The following is a 22,449-nucleotide window of genomic DNA, read 5'->3' as shown; positions in this document are numbered from 1 at the left end:
AGATGAACCATGCCGGAATGGCCGGAAATGGAACGATACCGCACCCTGCTGGGGGAGCGGATAGCAGGAGCGCGGCTGCAGGATGTTGAGGTAACGCGCGAGAAGTCGGTGAATATGCCGGTCGATCAATTCAAGGCGGAGCTGATCGACAGATCCGTATGGTTCATTGAACGCAGGGGCAAGCATCTCATCTTCCACCTGGACAATGGCAAACGGCTGCTGCTGCATCTGATGCTGGGCGGTTGGCTGTTCTACGGTTCCGATGAGGAGAAACCGGACCGGACGATCCAGGTGACGTTGACATTCCCGCAGGGCAAGCTTTATTTTATTGGCTTGCGCCTCGGTTATTTGCATCTGCTCTCCGTCAAGGAGCTTGACGAGCGGCTCAAGGATTTGGGGCCGGAGCCCTTTGACAGCCGCCTCACCGAAGCCCGCTTCCGTGCACTTTTCAAGGGCAAAAGAGGTGTGCTTAAGAGTGCACTGGTCGACCAGAAGGTAATCGCCGGCATTGGTAACTGCTATGCTGACGAGATCGCTTTTGCAGCTGGCGTACGTCCAGGTACTCGAATTCCGGCACTCTCGGATGAGTCATGGAGTCGATTGTATGCCAGCATGCACGCCAAGCTGCAGCAAGCTGCATCTCTGGGTGGCTATATGGAGGATGCATTCACGGCAGATGATCTCCTGACGGGGGGCTACAATGATCATTGTCAAGTCTATGATCGTGGTGGGGAGCCCTGTGTACGCTGCGGCAGCGAGATTGTTCGCGAAGAAATCAACTCACGCAAGGTATTCTATTGTCCTAGCTGTCAGCAGGAGGGATAGTCGTGCCGTATCCGGGTTGTCATGTCAGTATCGGCAAGGGGTATTATGAAGCGGCCCGTGCGGCACATCGGCAAGGGGCCAGCGCCTTTCAGTACTTTCCGAAAAATCCGCGCAGTCTCACTGTGAAATCGTGGGATGCGACGGACACGGCACGTTGTGCGCGCTACTGCGGAGAGCACGGGCTGCAGTCGATTGCCCACTCTTCCTATCCAGCCAACCTGGCTGCTGACGAACCGGAACAAATGACGCGGGTTGTAGACTCGCTGCGCAACGATCTGGAGATTGCCGAGGCGTGCGGCTCTCTGGGCGTAGTCGTCCACTTCGGGATTTACAAAGGCGACGACCTGCTCCAGGGCTACCGCAATATTATAAGGTCGCTGGATCGCACGCTGGAGGGCTGGCAGGGCAGGGCCAAGCTGCTCATTGAGAACCAATCGGGCGAGCATGCGAGAATGGGGATGACCGTTGAAGAGCTGGCGCAGGTTCGCCAGCTGTCCAGACAGCCAGAGGGGATCGGTTATTGTCTGGATACCTGCCATCTGTATGCGAGCGGGCAATGGAACGGTCAGGATGAAGCGTCCTGGCTGCGCCGGGCCCAGGATACCGGGGTTCTAGCTGAGCTGGTTGCCGTCCATCTCAATGACTCGCTGCATCCCAGCGGGTCATACCGGGACAGGCATGCCGGACTGGGTGAAGGCTGTATTGGCACCGATGCGCTGCGGCGGCTGGTGACGGCAGAGGGTCTGCGCCATCTGCCACTGGTGCTGGAGACGCCCAAGGAGGCAGATGGTACGCATCGCGAGCAGCTGAGACTGGTACGCAGCTGGCTCGACTAGCCTATATGAAAGCGGGGATGTTCGATGATTCATGTCTATCTGGATGACTACCGGCCGACACCAACGGGGTTCACTGCCGCCCTGGACGCTGCTTCTTGCATCACTCTAATCAACGAACAAGAGATTGATGTGCTGTCCCTCGATTATGATCTGGGATGGGGACAACCGACGGGGCTTGAGGTCGTGAACCATCTGGTGGAGAGCGGACGCTATCCACGGAAGATCTATCTGCACACCTCCTCACCGTCTGGAAGAGACCAGATGCATCATCTGCTGTCCCAGCATGCCCCTGCGCATGTAGTGATTCACGGACGCGCCATGCCGGATGAATTGCTGGCAAGAATCGCTTCGGAGCAAGCTTAACATAACGATACAGATCGGGAGAGAGCGTATGATACGATTAGAGCAATTGACCTTGCGCCGCGACGAACGCAATATTCTGAGCGGTGTGGACCTGGAAATGAAGGACGGCGAGCATTGGGTTATCCTGGGCAAGAATGGCTCAGGCAAAACAACGCTGCTGGAGATGATGACCGGTTATATGTTCCCGACCTCGGGCACGGTGGAGGTACTGGGCAATCGGTACGGACAGTGCGATGTTCGCGAAGTGCGCAAACGGATCGGCTATATCAGCCAATCGCTGATTGAGAAGCTGACCTTGACGGATACGGTCTGGGAGGTTGTCGCAACAGGGGCGTACGCGTTTTTGCGTTTCTATCAGACGATTCCGGATGACATCAAGCAGCAGTCTCTTGATCTTCTGGATTCCATGGGGATCGGCCGACTGGCCTATCAACAGCTGGGTACCATCTCGCAAGGCGAGCGCAAAAAGGTACTCCTGGCCCGAGCGCTTATGGGCAAGCCCGAGCTGCTCGTACTGGACGAGCCATGTGCGGGTCTGGATCTGTACGAGCGTGAGAAGTTTCTGACGGAGCTGAACCGTCTGAGTGCGGATAAGCTGATGGCTATTTATGTAACCCATCATATTGAAGAAATTACCCCATTATTCACGCATGTGGCACTTATCCATGACGGCAAGGTTGCTGCGAGCGGACCAAAGGAAGAGGTGCTGCGCGGTGACGTGCTGAGCGCTGCCTACGATCTGCCGATTGAAGTGGATTGGGCGCATGGTCGGCCGTGGATTCGGGTAGCCGCGCAGGAGCAGCGACCGTGAGCCGCTGGATTGGCACGGCTAACCGGGGATTCGCTTCCTATGCTATGGAAGAGCTGCGGAGGCTGCTTCCTGGCGTGCGATTCACCCAGCTGGCAGCGGGCGAGGTTTTCCTAATGGAGGTGCCAGGCTATCAAGAGACGGTACAGGAGACGCTGCTGGCCTCTGAGCCGATCTTCCTGCGCCATGTGCAGCCGGTTGTCCGGGAACTGCCGCTGAGTGGCAATGCGGATGACCTCCAGGAGCTCAGTCACGTGGTGCGGCTGGCAGAGTCCCAGTTCGAGGGCAAACGGACAGCCGTCCATGTCAGACGGGCTGTTGGCACAGCGTTCCCTTATTCGGCTGCCGACACCAAGGCACTGATCGATGCCGTGCTGCTGGAGCTCGATAGTGAGCCTTCCCTGCAGGCGCCTGAGATGATTCTCTCCTTATATGCTGCAGCTGACAGCCTGCTGGTGGGCTGGGGCACGCCGCGCGAGCTTCTGTCCGATTGGCCTGGCGGTGCAGTACGGTTTCAAAAGGAGGAAGGCCAGGTCTCTCGGGCCAAGTTCAAATTGCTCGAGGCCGAGCGCGCATTCGGGCTGACGTATGCGAATTACCGCAATGCGGTGGATATCGGTGCAGCCCCGGGAGGATGGACATCCTTGCTGCTCGAGCGCGGCCTCGCTGTTACCGCTATCGATCCGGCGGAGCTGCATCCATCGCTTCACGGGTATCCCAGACTGACGTATCTGAAGAAAAATGCTTCCGAAGCGAAGCTGATTCCCGGCAGCTATGACCTGCTGGTGTGTGATATGAGCTGGAGTCCTATGCAGATGTGTCGTCTGGTGCTTGACCTGCAGGCGGCGCTGGCACCCGGGGCGACGGCCATTATTACAGTCAAGCTGATGCACCGCAAGCCGCTGCAGACGATCCGTGAAGTCAAAGAACGGCTCCAAACCGCCTTTCACATCCGTAAAGCAAAACAATTGTTTCACAATCGTGACGAAATTACGTTATACTTGGAATATAAATCATAATCTGCCACGGGAAAGCATCCCGATGATTCGCCGGTTTTCGGCGTTTGATCGGGGTGCTTTTTTTTGCGTGGAAAGGAGCGATACGAAGTTGGACAATCCATACAACAATCCTCTGCAGCCGGGGGTTATCCTCTCCGAGCGATACCGGATGCTGAGCCTACTGGGCAAGGGCGGCATGGGAGAGGTATACGCGGCAGAGGATCTGCGACTGAATGGAAAATTATGTGCAGTTAAACTCTCGCGGCCTCCACTGGATGAGCGGGAGACAGAACTGGCGGAAGCCAAGGTTCTCATGAGGCTCAGTCACCCCAATCTGCCGGTGATTACCGATTACTATCCCCCTGCTGCCGATGGCTGCGCCATCCTGGTGATGGACTATGTAGAGGGCGAGACGCTGGCGGCTTGGCGGATGCAGCATAGCACACATCCGCCGCTTGCGCAGCTGCTGCCTATCGTGCTGCAATTATGTGATGCGTTGTGTTATCTTCATGAGCAGCGACCTGCGATTATTCATCGCGATCTGAAGCCCGCCAATGTCATGATCAATGCAGGCGGCCACGTCAAGCTGATTGACTTTGGCATAGCGAGGAGCTACAAGACGGGTCAACTGCAGGATACCATATTGCTGGGAACACCGGGCTTCGCCGCACCAGAGCAGACAGGAATGGGGCAGAGCGACGGACGGTCGGACGTATATGGCCTAGGCGCGTTAATCTTTTATCTGGCTGCAGGAAGCCTGTATCCCGGTCCCGCATCGGATGGAGCGGATGCTCTGACCCAGCTGGAGGTGCCGCCGAGCTTCCGTGCCATTCTCGCGCAGATGCTGGAGCGTCAGCCGGAACGGCGCTTTGCTTCCATCAGCCAGGTGAGACAAGCTTGGCGTTCCTACGCAGCGGATGCAGCGCCACTCTCCGTGGAGCGCATCGGGCTCGACGGAGAGGGAGACGCGCGGAGAGCAAGTTATCGGCGTCCTGGCGGCATCACGATCGCGCTTGCGTCTCTAGCGCCCGGGGCAGGAGCGACCTTCCTGACGCTTACGCTCGCGCGTCTGCTGGCGTCAGAGGGTGCAGCATGCGCTGCAGTAGAAGCGCCAGGAACCCATGCCGAATGGCATGGCCTGTTGCATCTAGGCGGCCGCAGCGGTCCCCAGCTGCAGCCCGGGATATTGCCTGAGCAGCGTTATGCATGCTGGCGTGAACGCGACCTCATGTGGTATGCGCTACGACCGGACACCGGCTCCGATGTTCCGCCTGCAGGGGGACAACGGTTTGATCTGATGATTAGAGGGATTCGCGAGCCAATCACCCTGCTTGATCTATCCAATATATGGAGTGATCCTGAACGCTCCGCCTTGGCCCATGGAGCAGACCTCTGTCTGATCGCAGTTGATCCCTGGCCTGCCAAGTGGCCCTCGCATCGACTGGAGGAAGTTCAGCAGCTGCTGGGAAGCCGCCGGAGCTCCGGCCGGGGAGCCATGCTGATAGCGAACAAGGATCTCGCGTTCGCTGGCCGACGGGAGTGGTTGGCCATGCTTCCCGAACCGCCGGCGGTGTTGGTGCCTCAGCTGCCCATCGAGCAGTGGGCTGACACCTTGTGGCGCGGCCGCTGGGCGACGGATCAGCGGAGCTGGGAGAGACAGCTGCGCCAAGCGCTGCAGCCAGTGCTGTCCCGCGTGGCCGAGGCCAGGCTTCCCCGACGTTCCTCTGGCTGATTTCTCCACCTGTCAGTCTGCTTGACAAGCGGTCAGTGGGGCTTGACTTGCTTTTCGGGACAGGGTTCATTATCATAAAAATCATGCAGAAGCATCTTGGCACGCTGGCAAGAGCTGCTTCTCCATAATCCATGACCGTAATCAGGTCTCTCGAAATCAGGTGATCATAACGTGGAACAACAAGAACGAATCCTTGTTATAGAAGATGAAGACAGTATAGCTCGTATTCTGGAACTGGAGCTGGAGCATGAAGGCTACACAGCCGGACGTGCCGAAGACGGCCGTAAGGGACTGGAGATGGCGATGTCCGGCGAGTGGGACCTCCTGCTGCTGGATGTGATGCTTCCCGAGCTCAACGGCATTGAGGTGCTGCGCCGCCTCCGCAACTCGGGCAACCCGATTCCCATTATTCTGCTCACGGCCAGAGATACAGTGCCGGATAAGGTCAGCGGCTTCGAGCATGGGGCCAATGACTATATTACCAAGCCGTTCGCGATGGAAGAGCTGCTGGCTCGGGTCCGTAACCTGCTGCGGATTTTCCATCAGCAGAACAAGGAAGCCGAAGGCGCGGACATGATCCGGGTTGCAGATCTATCCATCGAGCTGCGCACCCGCAAGGTGTTCCGCAAAGAGCTGGCCATCGATCTCACGCCTCGTGAATTCGAGCTGCTGGTATTCCTGGCAGAGAACAAAAATCACGAAAAATCAAGAGAGGAGATCCTCTCCGAGGTATGGGGCTATGACTTTATCGGCGAAACCAACCTAGTCGACGTCTACATTCGGTACCTGCGTCAGAAGATTGACAAAGGCTTCCGCTACAAGCTCATCCATACCGTTCGCGGAGTGGGGTATGTGCTGAAGGAGCCCGAATGATGACGCTTCGCAGGAGATTTACTTTATTCACCATCTTTTGGTTAATTTTCATCCTTATTTTATTCAACATTTTCGTCTACTTCTTCGTCATTAAGATAACGACTCGGAGCGAGGAGACGGTCCTGGACAATAAGCTGGCTATTATCCTGGATAATAAGCGTATGCAGGAGATCAATAGTCTGGACGATCCGGATCTGCTCACCGAGTTCTATAACATTAACGAGATGATCCGCATCATCACGCCGAACGGACAGGTCATCAACCAGCTCGGAGGTGACGAGGAGCTGCTGGCGCTGCCGACTGATTACCGGCTCACTCACAACACCGGTGTCAATTCTTATGCCGGCAAGCGGGTGCTCTATCTGAAGGAGCCGATCTATGACGAGATGAAAGTGGTCGCGATGATCGAGATCGTGCGCAAGCTCAATGTGCTGGACAGCTACCTGCAGGTGCTTGTCGGCGCTCTGGCCGTGACAAGTATGGGGGCCGTGCTGTTCGCGATCTTCGGTACCTTCTGGTTCACCTCCAGGCTGACGGCGCCAATCCAGCACATGGTCCAGACGATGCGGGAGATCGACAGGAGCGGCAAGCTGAGGCAGATTGACCTGGGAGGCAGGGAGGAGTCGGCCGAGCTTCAGCAGCTCGTCCGTGCCTTTAACCAGATGATCGACCGGCTGGATCGTACCTTTGAGAAGCAGAAGCGGTTTGTCGCGGATGCCTCACATGAGCTCAAGACGCCGCTGACGGTTATTAGCAGTTACGCCAACATGCTCAAGCGTTGGGGGCGCGACGACGAGAAGGTGCGCGACGAGGCGGTGCTCGCGATCTCCAATGAAGCGATTCGCTTGCAGAACCTGACCAAGTCGATGCTGATGCTGGCAGAGGCCGAGCAGGAGGACTGGCTCAAGCTGGAGCGCTTCGACATCGTCAAGATGATCGATGAACTTGCCCGCATGATGCACACGACCTTCCACCGGACCATCCGGGTCCACTCGGAGCCGGTCGGGGTCATGATGAATGCGGACAAGGACAAGATTCGACAGCTGATGGTAATCCTGCTGGACAATGCCATCAAGTATAGCAAGGAATCTATTGATATTCATATTACAACGACCAAGAATGCCATCCGCATTGATGTTGAGGATAAAGGCATTGGCATTCCGGAGCAGGAAATCCCACACTTGTTCGAACGCTTCTATCGTGTCGATGGTGCCCGTGCCCGGACCACTGGCGGCGTTGGCCTGGGATTATCCATTGCCAAGCGGATTGTGGAGCTGCATGATGGCAACATTGATGTCTTCAGCAAGCCCAACCAAGGAACGGCGATTGCCCTGCAATTCCCCAAAAAAAACCATTGACTGGCGTGAAGCCAGTCAATGGTTCAGGGGGCTGATTGGAAACAGCCAACTCGTGCAACACTAGCGAATGACGCGGCGTGCGGTGACGTAGTTTTTCTTCCAGTGGCTGGAGTTCAGGCTGGAATAGCGGACACCGCCTGAGCCGTAGGTGTGCAGAATCTTGCTGGCACCTGCATAGACAGCGACATGACCGATACGTTTGCTGCCGACTTTAAAGAATACAAGATCGCCTTTCTTCAAGTTGCCTTTGCTGACGAATGTACCTTTTTGGGCTTGTGCAGCCGAGGTGCGTGGCAAAGAGATGCCATTTTTCTTAAAGATATATTGAGTAAACGAGGAACAATCAAATGCGTAAGTTACGCCAGACGGTGCCCCGAAACGGTATTTGACGCCTAAGTATTTGTTGCCGGTGCTGATGACCCGGTCAGCCTTGGAAGTTGCTGCCTCGGCTGTTTTCGGTTGACTCAGTCCGATGGCGGTAAAGCTAATTGTTGCGCACAGTGTAACGCTGATGACTCGTTTGATTAGTGTTCTGGTTTTTTGCACTGCATAATCCCTCCGTCTATGAATAATGGCATTAAATGTGGAGTGAAACGAGCTCTCGCCAGTAAGACGCTTGCTGTTTACCCTTGTCCTGTAAAAAACTATAACAGATTTCATCTTTCCTAAAACTTAACAAAGAGAGATGAGCCCTAGTCCTGCGTACGTTTGGACAGGGTTTATTAGATATGTATGAGAATTCTTTCATTTTTAGATGGAGGTGTTTCAAACATGAAATATCGTGTAGCGGCTGTCCAATATCAGCTCCAGGATATCTCGGAGTGGGAGCAGTTTGCCGATCAAGTCACCCACTATGTCAAAAATGCAACGGAATACGGGGTGCAATTTCTGTTGTTCCCTGAGTTCATGACAACGCAGCTGTTGTCTATTGGTGATGAGCACGGCGCTCCGCTGCCAATCACGCGTTTGCCTGAATTTACAGTGGCCTATGAAGAGCTGTTCCGCAAACTGGCAGCCGAGTATGACTTACATATTGCCGCAGGTACCCATATTGTTGAAGTGGGCGGCACGTTGCGCAATACGGCGCATTTGTTTCACCCGGACGGGCGCATCGACCGCCAGCCGAAGCTTCATCTGACACCTACCGAAGTGACGGAATGGCAGATGTCGCCGGGTGAGGGACTGGAAGTGTTCGATACGCCGTATGGCACGATCGCTCTTTTGACCTGCTACGATATTGAATTTCCTGAGATTGTCCGGATGGCCAGAGCCAAGGGTGCAGACGTCATTTTTTGTCCGTCCTGTACAGATGATCGACATGGCTTCTATCGTGTGAGATATTGTGCTCATGCCCGTGCTGTCGAGAACCAGGTGTATATCGTGACCACTGGCACTGTTGGCTCACTGCGCCGCGTTGATTTCATGCGCGCGAATGTCGGACAAGCCGCCATCATCACGCCGAACGATATCCCGTTCCCGCCAGCTGGTATCATGGCACAAGGTGAACTGAACAATGATATGCTAGTCGTCGCTGATCTTGATCTGGATCTGCTTGAAGATGTTAGGCAAAGCGGGTCGGTGACAACTTGGCGGGATCGCAGGACGGATCTGTATCCGGACTGGCGCTAACCGGCATCATAAGTAAAGCGAGTCATTAGGAGGCTGATCTCATGCACAAGGAACTGTTGCTGTTCTCCGATGGCAAGCCGCTGCCGGTTGTCATTCGGAATTACAGCCTGGAGGATACGGAGCAGCTGATTGATATTCAGCGCCGCAGCTTCCCGCCGCCTTTTCCCGAGGACTTGTGGTGGAAACCGGAGCAGCTGGCCGAACACGTCACCCGCTTCCCCGCGGGAGCGCTCTGCGCGGAGGTGGACGGGCAGCTCATCGGATCAATGACTGGCCTCTTGGTATCTGAAGATCGGGTCGAGCACGGGGACCATGCATGGGCTGCGATGACGGACGAGGGATATATCCGTACGCATGATCCTGCCGGGAAGACGCTGTACGTCGTCGATATTTGCGTTGCACCGGGCTATCGCGGCGCAGGGATTGGTCATTGGCTGATGCAGTCGATGTATGAGACCACGGTTCAGCTCGGGTTGAACCGGCTGCTGGGCGGTGGTCGGATGCCGGGTTATCACCGACACGCCGATACGCTGACCGCAGAGCAATATCTCCAGCAGGTCATGTCTGGCACACTGCGAGATCCGGTGATCAGTTTTCTGCTGCGCTGCGGCCGCATGCCTGTTGGTGTCGTCTCCAACTATCTGGAGGATGAAGAGTCTTGCAACTACGCCGCGCTCATGGAATGGCGCAACCCATTCGTGAAAAAAATATAGCTAGTAGAGAGAGCCGGAAATAACCGGATGATGAGTCGTGTAGAGGAGAGGGAGGCTGGAAGCGAAGCGTTCGCCTTTGTCTCCGGATTTCAACCGCTTATGCGGTTATGAATCAAGAAATCTGGAGACAACAGCGATCGTAAGCCCCCTCTTCCTCGAAACGACCATAGGAACGTTATTTCAGGAGCGAACTACTAGACAAAATAAACAGGAGGCAAGAGGAACATGGAGTATTACCGTATTCAATCCATCGATGATCCAAGATTTGCACAAATGTACAAACTGATGCAGGAGGTTTTCCCTCCCGAAGAGGTGTTGGCATTCGATCTGTGGAAGGAGCCGCTGCTTGACGAAGGCATCCATGTCTATGTAGCGATTCACGATAACCAAGTCGTAGGCGCCACAGAATACCGGTATTATTCCGATTTCCGAGTGGCCATGACCGACTTCACCATTGTCGGGCAGCCTGGGCTTGGTGTTGGCCGCTTCCTGCTGAAGCACCGTGAACGGGATATCCAGGCTCTGGCGGAGGCTTCAGGCACCAAGCCGATCGGCATGTTCGCAGAAATCTACGATCCCTACCAGACCATGCATGACTTTGGCGGTGTCACACCGATGAATCCTTATGTGCGCCGGGAAGTGCTGTCTCATATCGGATACCGCAAGCTGGATTTCCCTTATGTGCATCCATCCTGGGATCATGAAGGACAGGCAGTGACCGGTCTGGATTTGTGCTTTATGTCCGCGTACGACGAGTTGGGCGAGCTGCCGTCCACTCTTATTCATGATTTCCTGACACGGTACTATAGTGCTTTGCCTAACAAACCAGAGGCTTGGAATCAGATGATGCAAGGTCTGTCCCAAAAACCATCCGTCAAGCTCCTACCGCTATAGGTACGCTTTTGATCACGGAGTATTTCATTGAAGCGGATTCGACATCGAATCTTGAATGCAGGTCGGAAAGAGTTTCCGAAGGAAACTAGCTTCGTAAGCTTCCACTTAGGTGCTCACGTAGCCATGCTTCCGAGGTCGTTTTCTACGAAAACGTGGACCGCTCCTCATTTCCTCCTGCCTTCAACCTTCTCGGTGCTGAAAACCGAACTTTTTGAACTTTTTATGTAAGGGGGGTATTCGTGAACCATTTGACGTTTCTCGGCACCTCTGATGCGATGGGGGTGCCGCGCATCTATTGTGAGTGCAGCGTGTGTCAGGAAGCGCGAAGCGGGGGCGTGAACCGCCGCTTTCGTTCTTCCGTGATGATTGAAGGGGAGGACTGGGGCCATACCATCATCGATTGTGGCCCGGATTGGGGCAGGCAGATGCTGGACGCCGGACTGCGTGGCATGGACCGGCTGCTGCTGACGCATGCCCATTTTGACCATTGCGGCGGTCTGCCGGAGTGGGCAGACGCCTGCCGTTGGACAGGTGTCAAAGGGGTAGCGTACGCCCCAGAGATTGTGATTGGCGAGGTACTGCAGCGTTTTCCCTGGCTGAATCGCCAGATTGATTTTCGTCCAATGGATGAAGGCCTGACGATCGGTCAGTGGGATATTGTGACTTGGCGGGTCAACCACGGTAAAAATGGTTATTCTTACGCTTACCGTTTTCACCACCGTCCAAGCGGGTATGCCTGGGCCTATTGCTCAGATGCGATCGCATTGAGCGAGCAGGAACTCGCCCCACTGCATCATTTGAATCTGCTTGTGCTCGGAACGAGTTTTTTCCAAGAGCCGTTTGCTTTCGATACGCGGTCTGTCTACGACGTCATGGAAGGGCTTGCCCTGGTGAACGAGTTGAAGCCGGCAAGGACGCTGTTCACCCATCTCTCGCATGATATTGATCTTCCCTTGCGTTCACGGGAGCTGCCTGAAGGCTGCGCGTTTGCCACAACAGGTCTCCGTATCGAATTGCCTGGCAAGTAAAAATCCTGCCTTCATTCGGCTTGACCTTGACCCTGGGTCAGGGTATAGGCTGATGAGGAAAGGGAGGATGAACAAGAATGAGCAATCATGATGAGATTTATCGGAATGAAGCGGGGCAGTACGATGCGATGGTAGCCCGGCAGCCCCAGCTGGACCAAGTGTTGGCAGGGATACGCGGGATAAACGGCTTGGATGTAGTAGACCTGGGAGCGGGGACTGGACGGTTAAGCCGATACTTGGCCTCTGCCTCGAGCAGTTATACGGCAACGGATCTCTCGCCGGCCATGCTTGAGGTGCTGGCAGCCAAAGCGGCTGCGGACGGCTATGGAGCGCGTATCAAGACGGTAGTTGCCGATCACCGGGAGCTGCCGCTGCCGGATGCCTCTGCCGACCTGGTGGTTTCGGGCTGGAGTCTTGGTTACCTGATGAACGCGGAGCTGCCGGAGTGGCAAGATAATCTGGATCAAGTTCTGGCAGAGATCCAGCGAATTCTGCGGCCTGGCGGCTCTGTGATCATACTGGAGACACTCGGGACCGGTGTTCTGGAGCCGGTTAGACTGGATTTCCTTGCGCCATATTATGAAGCGTTGGAGACCCGCTTCGGATTCTCCCACCAGGCCATCCGTCTGGATTACACCTTTGACCGTGTAGCTGAGGCTGAGCAGGCCTGCGGTTTCTTCTTCGGCGATTGGCTGGCTGAACGGATTGTCCATCATCAATGGTCTGTTGTACCGGAGTATTGCGGAATCTGGTGGAAGCACGATAGGAAGTAATCTTATTGCATGACAGCACAACCCCCGTTACCATACGCTTGATCAGCGTGTGACAACGGGGGTTGTTTGTTGCGTGTGGGATAAGAGGTTCCGCCTTGGTCAGGAGTCTGTCTCTTGCGGAATAGCCACAGATCCATCCCGTTCACGGCGCCGCAGCGATAGCCAGTTCGACAGGGATTCGGCGCTCTGCTGGGGCGCATGGCGAATGGAAAAGCTGGCCGCAGCCGCACCGGAAGCCAGGGAAAGCGTAAGATGGGCAAGCGAGCGTCGACGTTGAAAGATGCTTTGGGATACACGGTGCCACTGGACACGGCGTTTGGGCACCAGGCCCTGGTGCTTGTTGAAGCTGCCGTACTGGATGGAAATCTGATCGTCGCTCAATGCCCAGCCTGTCTGACGATAGCCCAGCAGACATCCAATGAGTGTGATAACCGGCAGAATGAGCGAGAGCCAGCCATAGTTTTCCGGGATCCAGATGATCGCAGGGATACACACGAGGATGGTGAAAACCATCGGCAGCAGCAAGTAATGACGAAGAGCTCGCCGCTCCAGCCGCTCCCACTGATCAGGCATCTGGAATTGCGGGGCGAACTGCTCCAGGAAGCCAGGTAGCTCTTTTTTGCGAATAAAAGGGAACAGCAGGGCGGATTGACCTTCCTTGCCCGCGTACCCTGCAGTTACAATATGAACGGTCACCCAGCCGAAGGGGCGCCGCAGCAGCGGTTCAATCAGATGAACAGCCTGAATCCGTCGCAGCGGAACCGTAATCTGGTTACGTTCCAGCAGTCCCCGCTCGATCACCAGCTTGTCTTCGCGCAGCTGAAGAGTGAATCCATACTCTTTAACGAATGACCCGATAAAAGCAAGCAGCCAAGCAAATGTGAGCAAAAGCAGCACAAGCAGTACAACCCATCTCGAGCCAGACCACTCGGAAATAAATCCCCATACATCAAAGGTTTGTGCGAGCCAATCGCTGAGTTGGGAAAAAGCCGCTGCAGCAACAGCGAGTACGACACCGATCTTACCCGAGGTAGCGCTGTACATTGCCAGGTCGCCGATCCCCAGTTTGCGGACAGCGAGGGTTGTGGCAGGTAAAGCTGTAGTTGTCCGTTGGCTGTGAACAGATTCATTTGCCTCTGACGGATGCTCGGGTGCAGCTTCCCGGTTGTCTCCGTCAGCCACTGCCACACGTTCTGCTTCACTCATCCCGAGCCCGCGGCTAATGCGCAAGCCTTCTTGCCAAGTAATCCCATTTAGCTCAGCTTCCGGTTTTTTGCCGCCAGCTGTTTCCACTTGCAGCTTCTTCAGTCCAAACAGACGATGAAGGATGCCTGCCGTAGTATCTACGGATTGAACACGCTCTTTGCCAATCCACAGTTTCTTCCGGACGAATACCCCATGCTCCACTCGCAAGCCTCCGGGTTCAATCGCATAAGTGAACCGCAGCCATGTCAGAACGCTGATGACGATAAGGAGAACAAGGAACAAGGAGGCCCCGCCAAACAGCCAGTGATAATTAACATTTTCTCGAAAAATCGTCGTTAGAAAAAATACGATCAATGGATAAAGCAGATCCTTGATCGTCTTCCCGATAAAGAAAATGACTGATAAGGGATGCAGGCGTTTCATATCTTCAGATTTCTTCATCGGATAACCTCGCCAGGTTGGCAATCTGACGCCTTACCTGTTCGGCAGAGCCTTCGCTCAGTGCCGGAATCTCATGGCTGCCTGCCGCCGTTGAGAAGGTCACCGTAGCCAGTCCGAACTTACGCAGGATCGGACCTTGCTTGGTATCGACATGCTGCACGCGCACCATAGGGATCAGTGTCCGGTGACGGAACAGAATGCCGTACTGCAATTGAATTTCCTCATCCAGTATTTCATACCGCCATTGCCTGTACTTCAGTCTCGGCCAGATGAGAATTTCCAGAACGGACTGTGCCACTGCGAGCAGCGTCACCACCACGGCAACCCAGACCGGCCAGTCGAAGCGCAAGCCAAGATAGATGACACCTGCCACGATGGCTGCATAAAAAACGGTGGAAATCCAGCCGGAGAGCATCCACGCCTTGAGCGCACTGGCATCGATTCTCTGCTTGGGTTCATTGTACATCAAGACGACCTGCCTTCCTCTTCTGCTTACCATTAATTACCTTACTATAGCACATTCGGGTACGGACCCAAAATGAGCGGGCGGCGGAATGTTAAAGTTGACAATCCCTCATTATCTGTCATAAGATATGGTTATCAAGCCAAAAGGGGAAATTTTGATGCGGGTCGTTGTTCTTAACTCTTAATGGAATAAGGTGACAGTCAGTTCATACCTGTTTCGTCTTGCCTGATAGGCAGGTCTGTTCGTGTATGGTTAACTGATTTGTCCCCTCCACGAGTTAAGAACATGAAGATACCGCCTGTGCGTTTCCCGGCAGCGGATCACCGTGCTCTTGCAGCACGGTGATTTTGCGTTTTCAACACGGGAATAGGGCAGGAGCGGGACGTTCATCGTTCTGTTCCTGTTTTTTTGTGTCCCCATAACCCGATTCAACACCACACCCTGGAGGCTGATAAATATGTTCCATCCTACAAACCTTGACCCATCCCATATCAAACTTGAATATCATACCATTCTGGATATGCTGGCTGAGGAGACTGTCTCTCCACGTGGCCGAGCATTGGCCCAGTCGCTTCGTCCATCTGCCGAGATCAGACGCGTACGGGCACTGCTGGAGGAAACCGAGGAGGCCTGCACGCTGGTACGAAGCGGCGCCAGTGTTCCCTTATCTGCGATGGAAGGCATCGATTCCCTGCTGCTCCTATTAGGTAAGGGAGCCATCTATACCAAGCAGGACATGGAGCAACTGTTAGTCTGGCTGCACGCGATCAAACAAATGAAACGATATCTCACGGCCAAAGCTTCGGTGGTGCCCCGGATTAGCAGCTACGCGGGATCGATGGAGGAATGCACCGAGCTGAGGGAAACGTTGGAGCGCAGTATCCGATACGGCGAGCTGACCGATGAAGCCAGCTCCGAGCTCGGACAGATCCGGCGCTATATGCGCTTGGCAGAAGAGCAAGTGAAACGAAGAATCGACCAGGTGATGCACAAGCATCGCGACGCCTTGCAGGAGCTTGTCGTAAGTCAGCGCGCCGGACACTACGTATTGGCTGTCAAACGATCGGCCCGTAAACTGGTGAAGGGTACCGTCTTGGATGAATCGGCTAGCGGACAGACACTGTTTATTGAACCGCTAGAGGTATCATCCACCCATGCGGAGTGGGAAGCTTGGAAGTCGGAGGAAGGTCTGGAGGAGACGCGTATCCTTGCCGTGTTATCGGGACTTGCGGAGAGCTATAAGCACGAGCTGGAGCAAAATGCAGAAGCGATGGCCGCCTTCGATTTTATCTTCGCCAGGGGGAAGCTTGCCGCTATCCAGCACGGATGCCGCATTCAGATTACAGAATCACCTCTCATTCGTCTGCAGTCTGCCCGGCATCCTCTGCTTGGCTCCCAAGCCGTGCCGCTCGATGTACAACTGGAGGGGGTAACACGACAGCTCATTATCACTGGTCCCAACACAGGAGGCAAGACGATTGCACTCAAGACAATCGGCTTGCTGTCGCTCATGGTCCAGTCCGGGCTGCTGGTGCATGCGGATCCGCAAAGTGAACTAGGAATATTTGAATCGGTCTTTGCAGATGTTGGCGACGGCCAAAGTCTCTCTCAATCGCTGAGCACCTTCTCCGCGCATATTTCTGCTGTCTCGGTTATGTTGAAGCAAGCAGGCCGCAAATCGCTGGTATTGTTAGACGAGTTGGCCGCGGGTACTGACCCGGCGGAGGGAATTGCGCTCTCCATCGGGATATTAGAGGAATTTCTGCAACGGGGAACACTTGTAGTGGCGACTACGCATTTCAATGAGATCAAGCTGTTCGCTTCGGCGACTGTCGGCTGCCGCAATGCCCGCATGGCATTTGATGCCCAATCGCTGCAGCCGCTTTACCGACTGGAGATGGGAGCTGCTGGCGACAGTCATGCTTTTGCGATTGCAGCTCGTTATGGGCTCCCCGACCTGGTGATTCGTCGTGCCCGGGCACGAATGGAGCAGCGTGAAAGTGGGACAGATGACGCGACTTCATTTCGTTCCATAGAGATAGAGGATGAATTAGCTAAGCCCATCACTGAACACCCTCGCGAAGAAACCAAGAGTCATTCGTCTGCACATGTGCCGCTGCAGCGGGGCGACAGTGTATGGGTACATCCGCTCGGCAGTACAGGAATTGTCTATCGCGAGCCGAATGAGCGAGGGGAAGTCATCGTGCAAGTAAAGGGCAGAAAGCATGCGATCAATCACAAGCGGCTGACGCTGCAGATTCCGGCAGCTGAGTTGTATCCCGACGACTATGATTTGTCAATCATCTTCGATTCAAAGGAAACACGCAAGCTCCGGAATCAGATGGCCCGCAAGTATGTGGAGGGTGCCTCCATTAGTACGCCTGAGGAAGACTAGGCTCTGGATCTAGCGGCTGAAGAAGTGCCGAGCGGGGCATCGCTGGATTGAATGACGAGCAGCCAGCCCTCACCGACTTCAATTTCGCCATGAGGTGAGATGAGCTGATTACTAATGCCTAGTGACTGACCCATCGTGAGGACGGCATCCGAGAGCGGATATTCAAACCCGTGCAGATGGATGCCCCTCACCTCTGGAGTCAGTGGGAGCAAGGAGACATAGCTGTATTGGTCGGCAGTGATTTCAGCATGATCCGTAACGAGTTGAATACGCTGATACTCATCCGCGATGGCGGCAGGGATACCGTTATGGTGAGCCTGTACGAGCAGATGGAGGTTGGCAAGCGTATGATCCAAGCGTCCGCCTAGCGCACCAAGAAGCAGGATTTCGGTAGGTTCCATTTCAATCGCCCGGAGGAATGCCAATTCGGTATCGGTATGATTTTTGTCGATGGGATCAACAGCAACGGTCTGATGACTGCCCTCTCGGATGTATGTAAGTTCGGTGTTGCTGACAGAATCGAAATCGCCGATGGCCAGATTAGGACGATGGTTGTTGCGGATCAGATACAGGGCGCCGCTGTCTGCGCCAATCAGGAAGTCATCCTGCCGCAGCAATTTGAGAGCCCAATATCCCAATTCACCGCCTGTAAAAATGACTGCACGTCGATTCAAGGGCACGAATGATCATCCTCTCTATAAGTAATTGTTTCTATAAGTATAATGGCTGGACATAGGATTTGACCAGACAGCTGTGCAACATCAAGTCTTGCACTGCAGGGGACTTATCACTACAATGGGAAATGACAGAATTGGACAGCATGCGCGCAAGATTAGGGCGTGCAGCCCTACCAGAGGAAGCGGGGCAATACGAGGGATGGATTTGGATATTTTCAGTTGGTTCAGTATTATTGGAACGATAGCATTTGCTGTCAGTGGCGCATTTGTTGCCATGGAAGAGGAGTATGACATTTTGGGCGTCTTCGTGCTCGGATATGTCACCGCTTTCGGCGGAGGTGTTGTTCGCAACCTGCTGATCGGCGTGCCGATCACCAGCCTTTGGAATCAGGGATTGTTTCTCAAAACAGCGATCATCGCCATGACGTTGTTCTTTCTCATGCCAGCCAAATGGATTCTCAAATGGAAACGCGGAGAAGTATTCTTCGATGCGATCGGACTGTCTGCGTTCGCCATTCAGGGCGCGTTGGCTGCAGTCCGTATGGATGTGCCTCTTAGTGCGGTCATGGTTGCTGCGATGCTCACAGGTATCGGCGGGGGGATGATTCGCGATCTGCTGGCCGGGCGCAAACCGCTGGTGCTGCGTGAAGAAATCTATGCGGTTTGGGCGATGCTAGGTGGATTAGGAATAGGACTCGGATGGTTCGAGACTCCTGTGCAGCTGCTTATTCTGTTCATGTTTATTATTACAATGCGCATGCTCTCGGTATACTACAAGTGGAAGCTGCCGAAGCGGTCGCTCCGGCTTGAGGCAGGCATTCCCGAGCCGAAGCGGGCTGTAATCAGGCGCAGCAAGAAGGAGAAAAACCGATGATTCACGTATTATTCGTTTGCCTTGGCAATATCTGCCGTTCTCCAATGGCGGAAGCGGTATTCCGGGACAAGATTAACAAAGCCGGATTGGAACGAGAGGTTGTCTCCGACTCCGCAGGTACAGGCGACTGGCATTTGGGCAAGCCGCCCCACGCTGGTACGCAAACGCTGCTTCAACAGCACGGAATCGGCTGGGACGGCATGCTCGCCAGACAGTTCCGCGAGTCGGATTACAGCGACTATGATTACATCGTATGTATGGACAACCGCAACAAGGCCGACATCGCGCAGTGGCTGCCGGCAGGCGACCCGCCCGGACGCCCCCAGGTGCTGACGTTCATGGAGCTGCTCCCGGAGCGGGGCGTGCCGGATGTGCCGGACCCCTATTATAGCGGCAATTTTGAGGAAGTGTACGAAATGGTGGAGGCGGGCTGTGACATTCTGCTTGAGCGGATCAAGTCAACGCTTGTTCGTTGAACCAGGTCAGAGCGGCAGGGACCTCCTGCTGCCAGAATCCCCAGACATGCTTGCCGTCCTTCTCATGGTAGACAAGCTCTGCTCCCCTATCCGTAAGCAATTGCTTCATGGATCGGTTCAGCGCAACGAAATCGTAAATGCCGCGGTCGGTCTCGAAGGCATCCTCCTGCAGGCCGACCAGCATGTAGGCATTCAGCCACTCCAGTGAACCTGGCGGCATGGCAGCAACGATATTGCGCGAGGCCGGGTAGAATGCGCCGGATAGAGAGAGCAGATACTTGAACTTGCCAGGATAGCTAAGCGCAATATGAAGGCTTGCTGTTCCTCCGAGTGAATCACCGGCAAGCAGCATCTGATCAGCTTCAGAGCGTACCGCATATTTGGAAGCGACGTAGGGGATCATCTCCTCCACAAAAAACCGTACATAAGCCTCATGGCGCTCACCATCTGGCGCATACTCGTCTGTTCGAACCGATTTGTCCACGTCGACGCCGACGATGATTAGCGGCTCCAGATCACCATCCAGGATCATGGCATGTGCCTGGGTAGCGATCCGGCCAAAATTGAAAAAGTCTTCGCCGTCCTGACAATAGATGACCGGGTAACTAAGAATCTCATTATAGCCGGGCGGTAGATACAGACGAAGTCCTCTTTCTCCTTCTATAAGATGGGTAGAGGTTACTGCATCTTTAAGGATGGTGCGTTTTACTGGATTCTCACTCATTCGTAATCTCCCTTTCCTATGAATGGTTTGCATGGGCGATGGGTAAACAATAGGGAGGAAACATGCGCCATTCGTGAATTTTTAGTGAAGTTGTACCAATCTGTTATACATGTTTCGTGAAGCTGTATTATAAACATTGTTGACCTCAAATTCGTCAAAAGTTTAGAAAAAACAACGGTTTTTTCGAATTTTGCTTTGACCATTTTCGGTAAACAGGGTTATAATAATTCTATAACAGCGGAATTAGATATTCAAATATCTTATCGAGGTGAACGTGAAAATGAGCAAACTTCCTTATGAAGTTCAGGTGGAGCCGGTAACCCCGCTTTCCATACTGTCTCCTGAAGGCGAAGTCGTTAATCCGGATCTGATGCCGGAGCTGACAGACGAGCAATTGAAAGAAATGATGTACCGCATGGTATTCACACGTACTTGGGATGAGCGCGCTGTCAATCTGGGCCGTCAAGGACGCCTTGGATTCTATGCGCCAGTATCCGGACAAGAAGCATCGATGGTCGGCAGCGAATATGCGCTGAACAAAGATGACTTTGTCTGCCCAGGCTATCGCGATATGCCACAGATCGTATGGCACGGCTTGCCGCTGTATCAGGCGTTCCTGTACTCCCGTGGTCATCAGCATGGCGGCCAGATTCCTGAGGATGTACATGTTCTCATGCCTCAGATCATCATTGGTGCTCAGATCCTGCATGCTACAGGCGTGGCTATGGCATTCAAGAAGAAGGGCGAGAAGCGTGTTGCCATTACGTATACTGGTGACGGCGGTTCGTCCGAGGGTGATTTCTACGAAGGGTTGAACTTTGCTGGCGTCTTCAAGCTGCCTGTCATCTATGCTGTACAGAACAACGGTTATGCCATCACCACCCCGTTCTCCAAGCAGACAGCAGCCGAGTCGATCGCTCACAAAGCGGTAGCTGCCGGTATCAAAGGCGTTCAAGTTGACGGCATGGACATTCTGGCTGTTTACAAAGCTGTTAAAGACGCTGCTGAGCGCGGACGCAACGGCGAAGGTGCAACACTGATTGAGATTCTGACGTATCGTTTCCGTCCACACTCGATGGCGGACGATACCTCCAAATACCGTACCAAAGAAGAAGAGCAGGAATGGAGCCTGAAGGATCCTCTCGTTCGTTTCGGCAAGTTCCTGGAAGGCAAAGGTCTCTGGTCCGATGAAGACACTGCGCGTGTGAAGGAAGAGGCAAAGGCAACTGTCAATGAACAAATCAAGAAGGCTGAAGCTACGGAAAAGATGACAGTAGGCGGTCTGATCGATTCGATGTTCGAGACCACTCCACAGCATCTGGAAGAGCAAAAAGCCGATTTTGAATAGGAGGAACCAGCGATCATGGCTCAAATGAATATGAAAGAAGCGATCCGCGACGCAATGCGCGTCGAGCTCAAAAAGGATCCTAACGTTTTGGTATTCGGCGAAGACGTAGGCAAGGTCGGCGGCGTATTCCGCGCTACCGAAGGACTGCAGGCAGAGTTTGGCGAAGAGCGCGTATTCGATACGCCGCTGGCTGAATCCGCAATCGGCGGTCTGGCTGTAGGCATGGGTATCCAGGGCTTCCGCCCGGTTGCCGAGATTCAATTTGTCGGCTTCATCTATGAAGCACTGGACCAAATGTTCGTCCAAGCTGCTCGTATGCGGTTCCGCTCTGGCGGCCGTTACAATGCACCGATCGTATTCCGCACACCGTTCGGCGGTGGCGTTAAAGCAGCTGAGCTGCATACCGATTCCCTGGAAGGTCTGGCTGTACAGACGCCAGGTATCAAAGTCGTCATTCCATCCAATCCTTATGACGCCAAAGGTCTCCTGATCTCCGCGATCCGCGACAATGATCCGGTATTCTTCATGGAGCATCTTAACTTGTACCATGCGTTCCGTGCCGACGTGCCGGAAGAAGATTACACCGTTGAAATCGGCAAGGCCAATGTCGTTCGCGAAGGCAGCGACATCACCATTCTGGCTTACGGCATGATGGTTCACACAGCAGTCAAGGCTGCAGAAGAGCTCGAAAAATCCGGCGTCAAAGCCGAGGTTATCGACCTGCGCACCCTGATGCCGCTGGACATCGACACCATCATTGCTTCCATCCAGAAAACAAACCGTGCCATCGTTGTACAGGAAGCCCAGAAGACTTCCGGCATCGCTGCCGAAGTTATCGCCCAGATCAATGAGAAGGCGATCCTGCACCTCGAAGCACCCGTACTCCGCGTTGCCGGACCAGACACTGTCTATCCGTTCGCCCAGATCGAAGACGCCTGGCTCCCATCGCCAAAGCGTATCATCGCTGCGGTTAACAAAACGTTGGAATTCTAGAAAATGAAAATGGTTTGAT

23 protein-coding genes are annotated in these 22,449 nt (G+C 54.3%); 18 read left to right on the top strand and 5 right to left on the bottom strand.

The features are described from left to right. Positions 1-9 precede the first annotated feature (9 nt). The 8 genes from F556_RS0107520 to F556_RS0107485 all read left to right on the top strand — a co-directional run bounded on the left by F556_RS0107520 (position 10) and on the right by F556_RS0107485 (position 7,793). Positions 10-825 carry an Fpg/Nei family DNA glycosylase gene (locus F556_RS0107520; RefSeq protein WP_020616308.1) on the top strand — a complete coding sequence of 272 codons (816 nt, stop codon included), beginning with the start codon at positions 10-12 and terminating at the stop codon, positions 823-825. 2 nt (positions 826-827) lie between these two features. Further along, a complete protein-coding gene (locus F556_RS0107515; RefSeq protein WP_020616307.1) occupies positions 828-1,661 on the top strand; it encodes a deoxyribonuclease IV in 834 nt (277 codons plus the stop codon). Positions 1,662-1,685: 24 nt separating this feature from the next. Then, the gene (locus F556_RS0107510) at positions 1,686-2,024 is read left to right on the top strand and encodes a cyclic-phosphate processing receiver domain-containing protein (protein WP_020616306.1); all 339 of its coding nucleotides are present in this window, start codon (positions 1,686-1,688) and stop codon (positions 2,022-2,024) included. A gap of 28 nt (positions 2,025-2,052) precedes the next feature. Next, on the top strand, positions 2,053-2,835 hold the full coding sequence (locus F556_RS0107505) for an ABC transporter ATP-binding protein (RefSeq protein ID WP_020616305.1): 783 nt from the start codon (positions 2,053-2,055) through the stop codon (positions 2,833-2,835). After that, positions 2,832-3,851, top strand: coding sequence for an SAM-dependent methyltransferase (locus F556_RS0107500; protein WP_020616304.1), 1,020 nt, complete (start codon positions 2,832-2,834; stop codon positions 3,849-3,851). Before F556_RS0107505 ends, F556_RS0107500 begins: the two co-directional genes overlap by 4 nt. A gap of 88 nt (positions 3,852-3,939) precedes the next feature. After that, entirely contained in the window at positions 3,940-5,562 is a 1,623-nt protein-coding gene (locus F556_RS36120; protein ID WP_020616303.1) for a serine/threonine protein kinase, read from the top strand. Positions 5,563-5,733: 171 nt separating this feature from the next. After that, entirely contained in the window at positions 5,734-6,435 is a 702-nt protein-coding gene (locus F556_RS0107490) for a response regulator transcription factor (protein ID WP_020616302.1), read from the top strand. After that, entirely contained in the window at positions 6,435-7,793 is a 1,359-nt protein-coding gene (locus F556_RS0107485) for a HAMP domain-containing sensor histidine kinase (RefSeq protein WP_020616301.1), read from the top strand. Before F556_RS0107490 ends, F556_RS0107485 begins: the two co-directional genes overlap by 1 nt. A gap of 60 nt (positions 7,794-7,853) precedes the next feature. Here the strand turns inward: F556_RS0107485 and F556_RS0107480 are convergent, their stop codons facing one another. Next, positions 7,854-8,339 carry a C40 family peptidase gene (locus F556_RS0107480; protein ID WP_020616300.1) on the bottom strand — a complete coding sequence of 162 codons (486 nt, stop codon included), beginning with the start codon at positions 8,337-8,339 and terminating at the stop codon, positions 7,854-7,856. Between the two features lie 225 nt (positions 8,340-8,564). Between F556_RS0107480 and F556_RS0107475 the strand changes: the two genes are divergently transcribed. The 5 genes from F556_RS0107475 to F556_RS0107455 all read left to right on the top strand — a co-directional run bounded on the left by F556_RS0107475 (position 8,565) and on the right by F556_RS0107455 (position 12,830). After that, positions 8,565-9,422, top strand: coding sequence for a carbon-nitrogen hydrolase family protein (locus F556_RS0107475; RefSeq protein ID WP_020616299.1), 858 nt, complete (start codon positions 8,565-8,567; stop codon positions 9,420-9,422). Positions 9,423-9,463: 41 nt separating this feature from the next. Beyond that, the gene (locus tag F556_RS0107470) at positions 9,464-10,135 is read left to right on the top strand and encodes a GNAT family N-acetyltransferase (RefSeq protein WP_020616298.1); all 672 of its coding nucleotides are present in this window, start codon (positions 9,464-9,466) and stop codon (positions 10,133-10,135) included. A gap of 225 nt (positions 10,136-10,360) precedes the next feature. Further along, positions 10,361-11,029 (top strand): GNAT family N-acetyltransferase, encoded by a 669-nt coding sequence (locus F556_RS0107465; protein WP_020616297.1) that lies wholly within the window; start codon positions 10,361-10,363, stop codon positions 11,027-11,029. A 239-nt stretch (positions 11,030-11,268) separates the two neighbouring features. After that, entirely contained in the window at positions 11,269-12,057 is a 789-nt protein-coding gene (locus tag F556_RS0107460) for an MBL fold metallo-hydrolase (protein WP_020616296.1), read from the top strand. A 77-nt stretch (positions 12,058-12,134) separates the two neighbouring features. Beyond that, positions 12,135-12,830 (top strand): class I SAM-dependent methyltransferase, encoded by a 696-nt coding sequence (locus tag F556_RS0107455; protein ID WP_020616295.1) that lies wholly within the window; start codon positions 12,135-12,137, stop codon positions 12,828-12,830. 99 nt (positions 12,831-12,929) lie between these two features. Here F556_RS0107455 and F556_RS0107450 read toward each other — a convergent pair whose 3' ends face one another. Together F556_RS0107450 and F556_RS0107445 are read right to left on the bottom strand one after the other, a co-directional pair. Continuing rightward, positions 12,930-14,477, bottom strand: coding sequence for a PH domain-containing protein (locus F556_RS0107450; RefSeq protein ID WP_020616294.1), 1,548 nt, complete (start codon positions 14,475-14,477; stop codon positions 12,930-12,932). Next, positions 14,464-14,943, bottom strand: coding sequence for a PH domain-containing protein (locus tag F556_RS0107445; protein WP_020616293.1), 480 nt, complete (start codon positions 14,941-14,943; stop codon positions 14,464-14,466). The genes F556_RS0107450 and F556_RS0107445 overlap by 14 nt, the downstream gene beginning before the upstream one ends. Positions 14,944-15,400: 457 nt before the next feature. On the opposite strand from F556_RS0107445, the gene F556_RS0107440 reads away from it, so the two are divergent. Continuing rightward, positions 15,401-17,338, top strand: coding sequence for an endonuclease MutS2 (locus tag F556_RS0107440; protein ID WP_020616292.1), 1,938 nt, complete (start codon positions 15,401-15,403; stop codon positions 17,336-17,338). On the opposite strand, the gene F556_RS0107435 is transcribed toward F556_RS0107440, so the two are convergent. Continuing rightward, complete coding sequence (locus tag F556_RS0107435; RefSeq protein ID WP_020616291.1) at positions 17,335-18,018, bottom strand: thiamine diphosphokinase; 684 nt, start codon at positions 18,016-18,018, stop codon at positions 17,335-17,337. The two genes, F556_RS0107440 and F556_RS0107435, sit on opposite strands and share 4 nt — an antisense overlap. A 196-nt stretch (positions 18,019-18,214) precedes the next feature. On the opposite strand from F556_RS0107435, the gene F556_RS0107430 reads away from it, so the two are divergent. Together F556_RS0107430 and F556_RS0107425 are read left to right on the top strand one after the other, a co-directional pair. Then, complete coding sequence (locus F556_RS0107430) at positions 18,215-18,889, top strand: trimeric intracellular cation channel family protein (RefSeq protein ID WP_020616290.1); 675 nt, start codon at positions 18,215-18,217, stop codon at positions 18,887-18,889. Continuing rightward, entirely contained in the window at positions 18,886-19,365 is a 480-nt protein-coding gene (locus F556_RS0107425; protein WP_020616289.1) for a low molecular weight protein-tyrosine-phosphatase, read from the top strand. The genes F556_RS0107430 and F556_RS0107425 overlap by 4 nt, the downstream gene beginning before the upstream one ends. Here the strand turns inward: F556_RS0107425 and F556_RS0107420 are convergent. Continuing rightward, complete coding sequence (locus F556_RS0107420) at positions 19,343-20,089, bottom strand: alpha/beta hydrolase (protein WP_020616288.1); 747 nt, start codon at positions 20,087-20,089, stop codon at positions 19,343-19,345. The two genes, F556_RS0107425 and F556_RS0107420, sit on opposite strands and share 23 nt — an antisense overlap. A 280-nt stretch (positions 20,090-20,369) precedes the next feature. On the opposite strand from F556_RS0107420, the gene pdhA reads away from it, so the two are divergent. Both pdhA and F556_RS0107410 read left to right on the top strand, forming a co-directional pair. After that, complete coding sequence (gene pdhA, locus F556_RS0107415) at positions 20,370-21,437, top strand: pyruvate dehydrogenase (acetyl-transferring) E1 component subunit alpha (protein ID WP_020616287.1); 1,068 nt, start codon at positions 20,370-20,372, stop codon at positions 21,435-21,437. A 15-nt stretch (positions 21,438-21,452) separates the two neighbouring features. Then, the gene (locus F556_RS0107410) at positions 21,453-22,430 is read left to right on the top strand and encodes an alpha-ketoacid dehydrogenase subunit beta (protein ID WP_020616286.1); all 978 of its coding nucleotides are present in this window, start codon (positions 21,453-21,455) and stop codon (positions 22,428-22,430) included. Positions 22,431-22,449: the final 19 nt, after the last annotated feature.

It is taken from the genome of Paenibacillus daejeonensis DSM 15491 (genome assembly GCF_000378385.1).
GTDB classification, from domain to species: domain Bacteria; phylum Bacillota; class Bacilli; order Paenibacillales; family Paenibacillaceae; genus Paenibacillus_D; species Paenibacillus_D daejeonensis.
This window is presented reverse-complemented; position numbering and strand designations above follow the sequence as displayed.

What these genes read in the sequence shown, in the direction of transcription:
- F556_RS0107485 (WP_020616301.1), top strand. Translation starts at nt 6,435, where the DNA reads ATGACGCTTCGCAGGAGATTTACTTTATTCACCATCTTTTGGTTAATT.
- F556_RS0107445 (WP_020616293.1), bottom strand. Translation starts at nt 14,943, where the DNA reads ATGTACAATGAACCCAAGCAGAGAATCGATGCCAGTGCGCTCAAGGCG.
- F556_RS0107475 (WP_020616299.1), top strand. Translation starts at nt 8,565, where the DNA reads ATGAAATATCGTGTAGCGGCTGTCCAATATCAGCTCCAGGATATCTCG.
- F556_RS0107470 (WP_020616298.1), top strand. Translation starts at nt 9,464, where the DNA reads ATGCACAAGGAACTGTTGCTGTTCTCCGATGGCAAGCCGCTGCCGGTT.
- F556_RS0107450 (WP_020616294.1), bottom strand. Translation starts at nt 14,477, where the DNA reads ATGAAGAAATCTGAAGATATGAAACGCCTGCATCCCTTATCAGTCATT.
- F556_RS0107430 (WP_020616290.1), top strand. Translation starts at nt 18,215, where the DNA reads ATGGATTTGGATATTTTCAGTTGGTTCAGTATTATTGGAACGATAGCA.
- F556_RS0107505 (WP_020616305.1), top strand. Translation starts at nt 2,053, where the DNA reads ATGATACGATTAGAGCAATTGACCTTGCGCCGCGACGAACGCAATATT.
- F556_RS0107410 (WP_020616286.1), top strand. Translation starts at nt 21,453, where the DNA reads ATGGCTCAAATGAATATGAAAGAAGCGATCCGCGACGCAATGCGCGTC.
- F556_RS0107520 (WP_020616308.1), top strand. Translation starts at nt 10, where the DNA reads ATGCCGGAATGGCCGGAAATGGAACGATACCGCACCCTGCTGGGGGAG.
- F556_RS0107440 (WP_020616292.1), top strand. Translation starts at nt 15,401, where the DNA reads ATGTTCCATCCTACAAACCTTGACCCATCCCATATCAAACTTGAATAT.
- F556_RS0107420 (WP_020616288.1), bottom strand. Translation starts at nt 20,089, where the DNA reads ATGAGTGAGAATCCAGTAAAACGCACCATCCTTAAAGATGCAGTAACC.
- F556_RS0107425 (WP_020616289.1), top strand. Translation starts at nt 18,886, where the DNA reads ATGATTCACGTATTATTCGTTTGCCTTGGCAATATCTGCCGTTCTCCA.
- F556_RS0107510 (WP_020616306.1), top strand. Translation starts at nt 1,686, where the DNA reads ATGATTCATGTCTATCTGGATGACTACCGGCCGACACCAACGGGGTTC.
- F556_RS0107455 (WP_020616295.1), top strand. Translation starts at nt 12,135, where the DNA reads ATGAGCAATCATGATGAGATTTATCGGAATGAAGCGGGGCAGTACGAT.
- F556_RS0107465 (WP_020616297.1), top strand. Translation starts at nt 10,361, where the DNA reads ATGGAGTATTACCGTATTCAATCCATCGATGATCCAAGATTTGCACAA.
- pdhA (WP_020616287.1), top strand. Translation starts at nt 20,370, where the DNA reads ATGAGCAAACTTCCTTATGAAGTTCAGGTGGAGCCGGTAACCCCGCTT.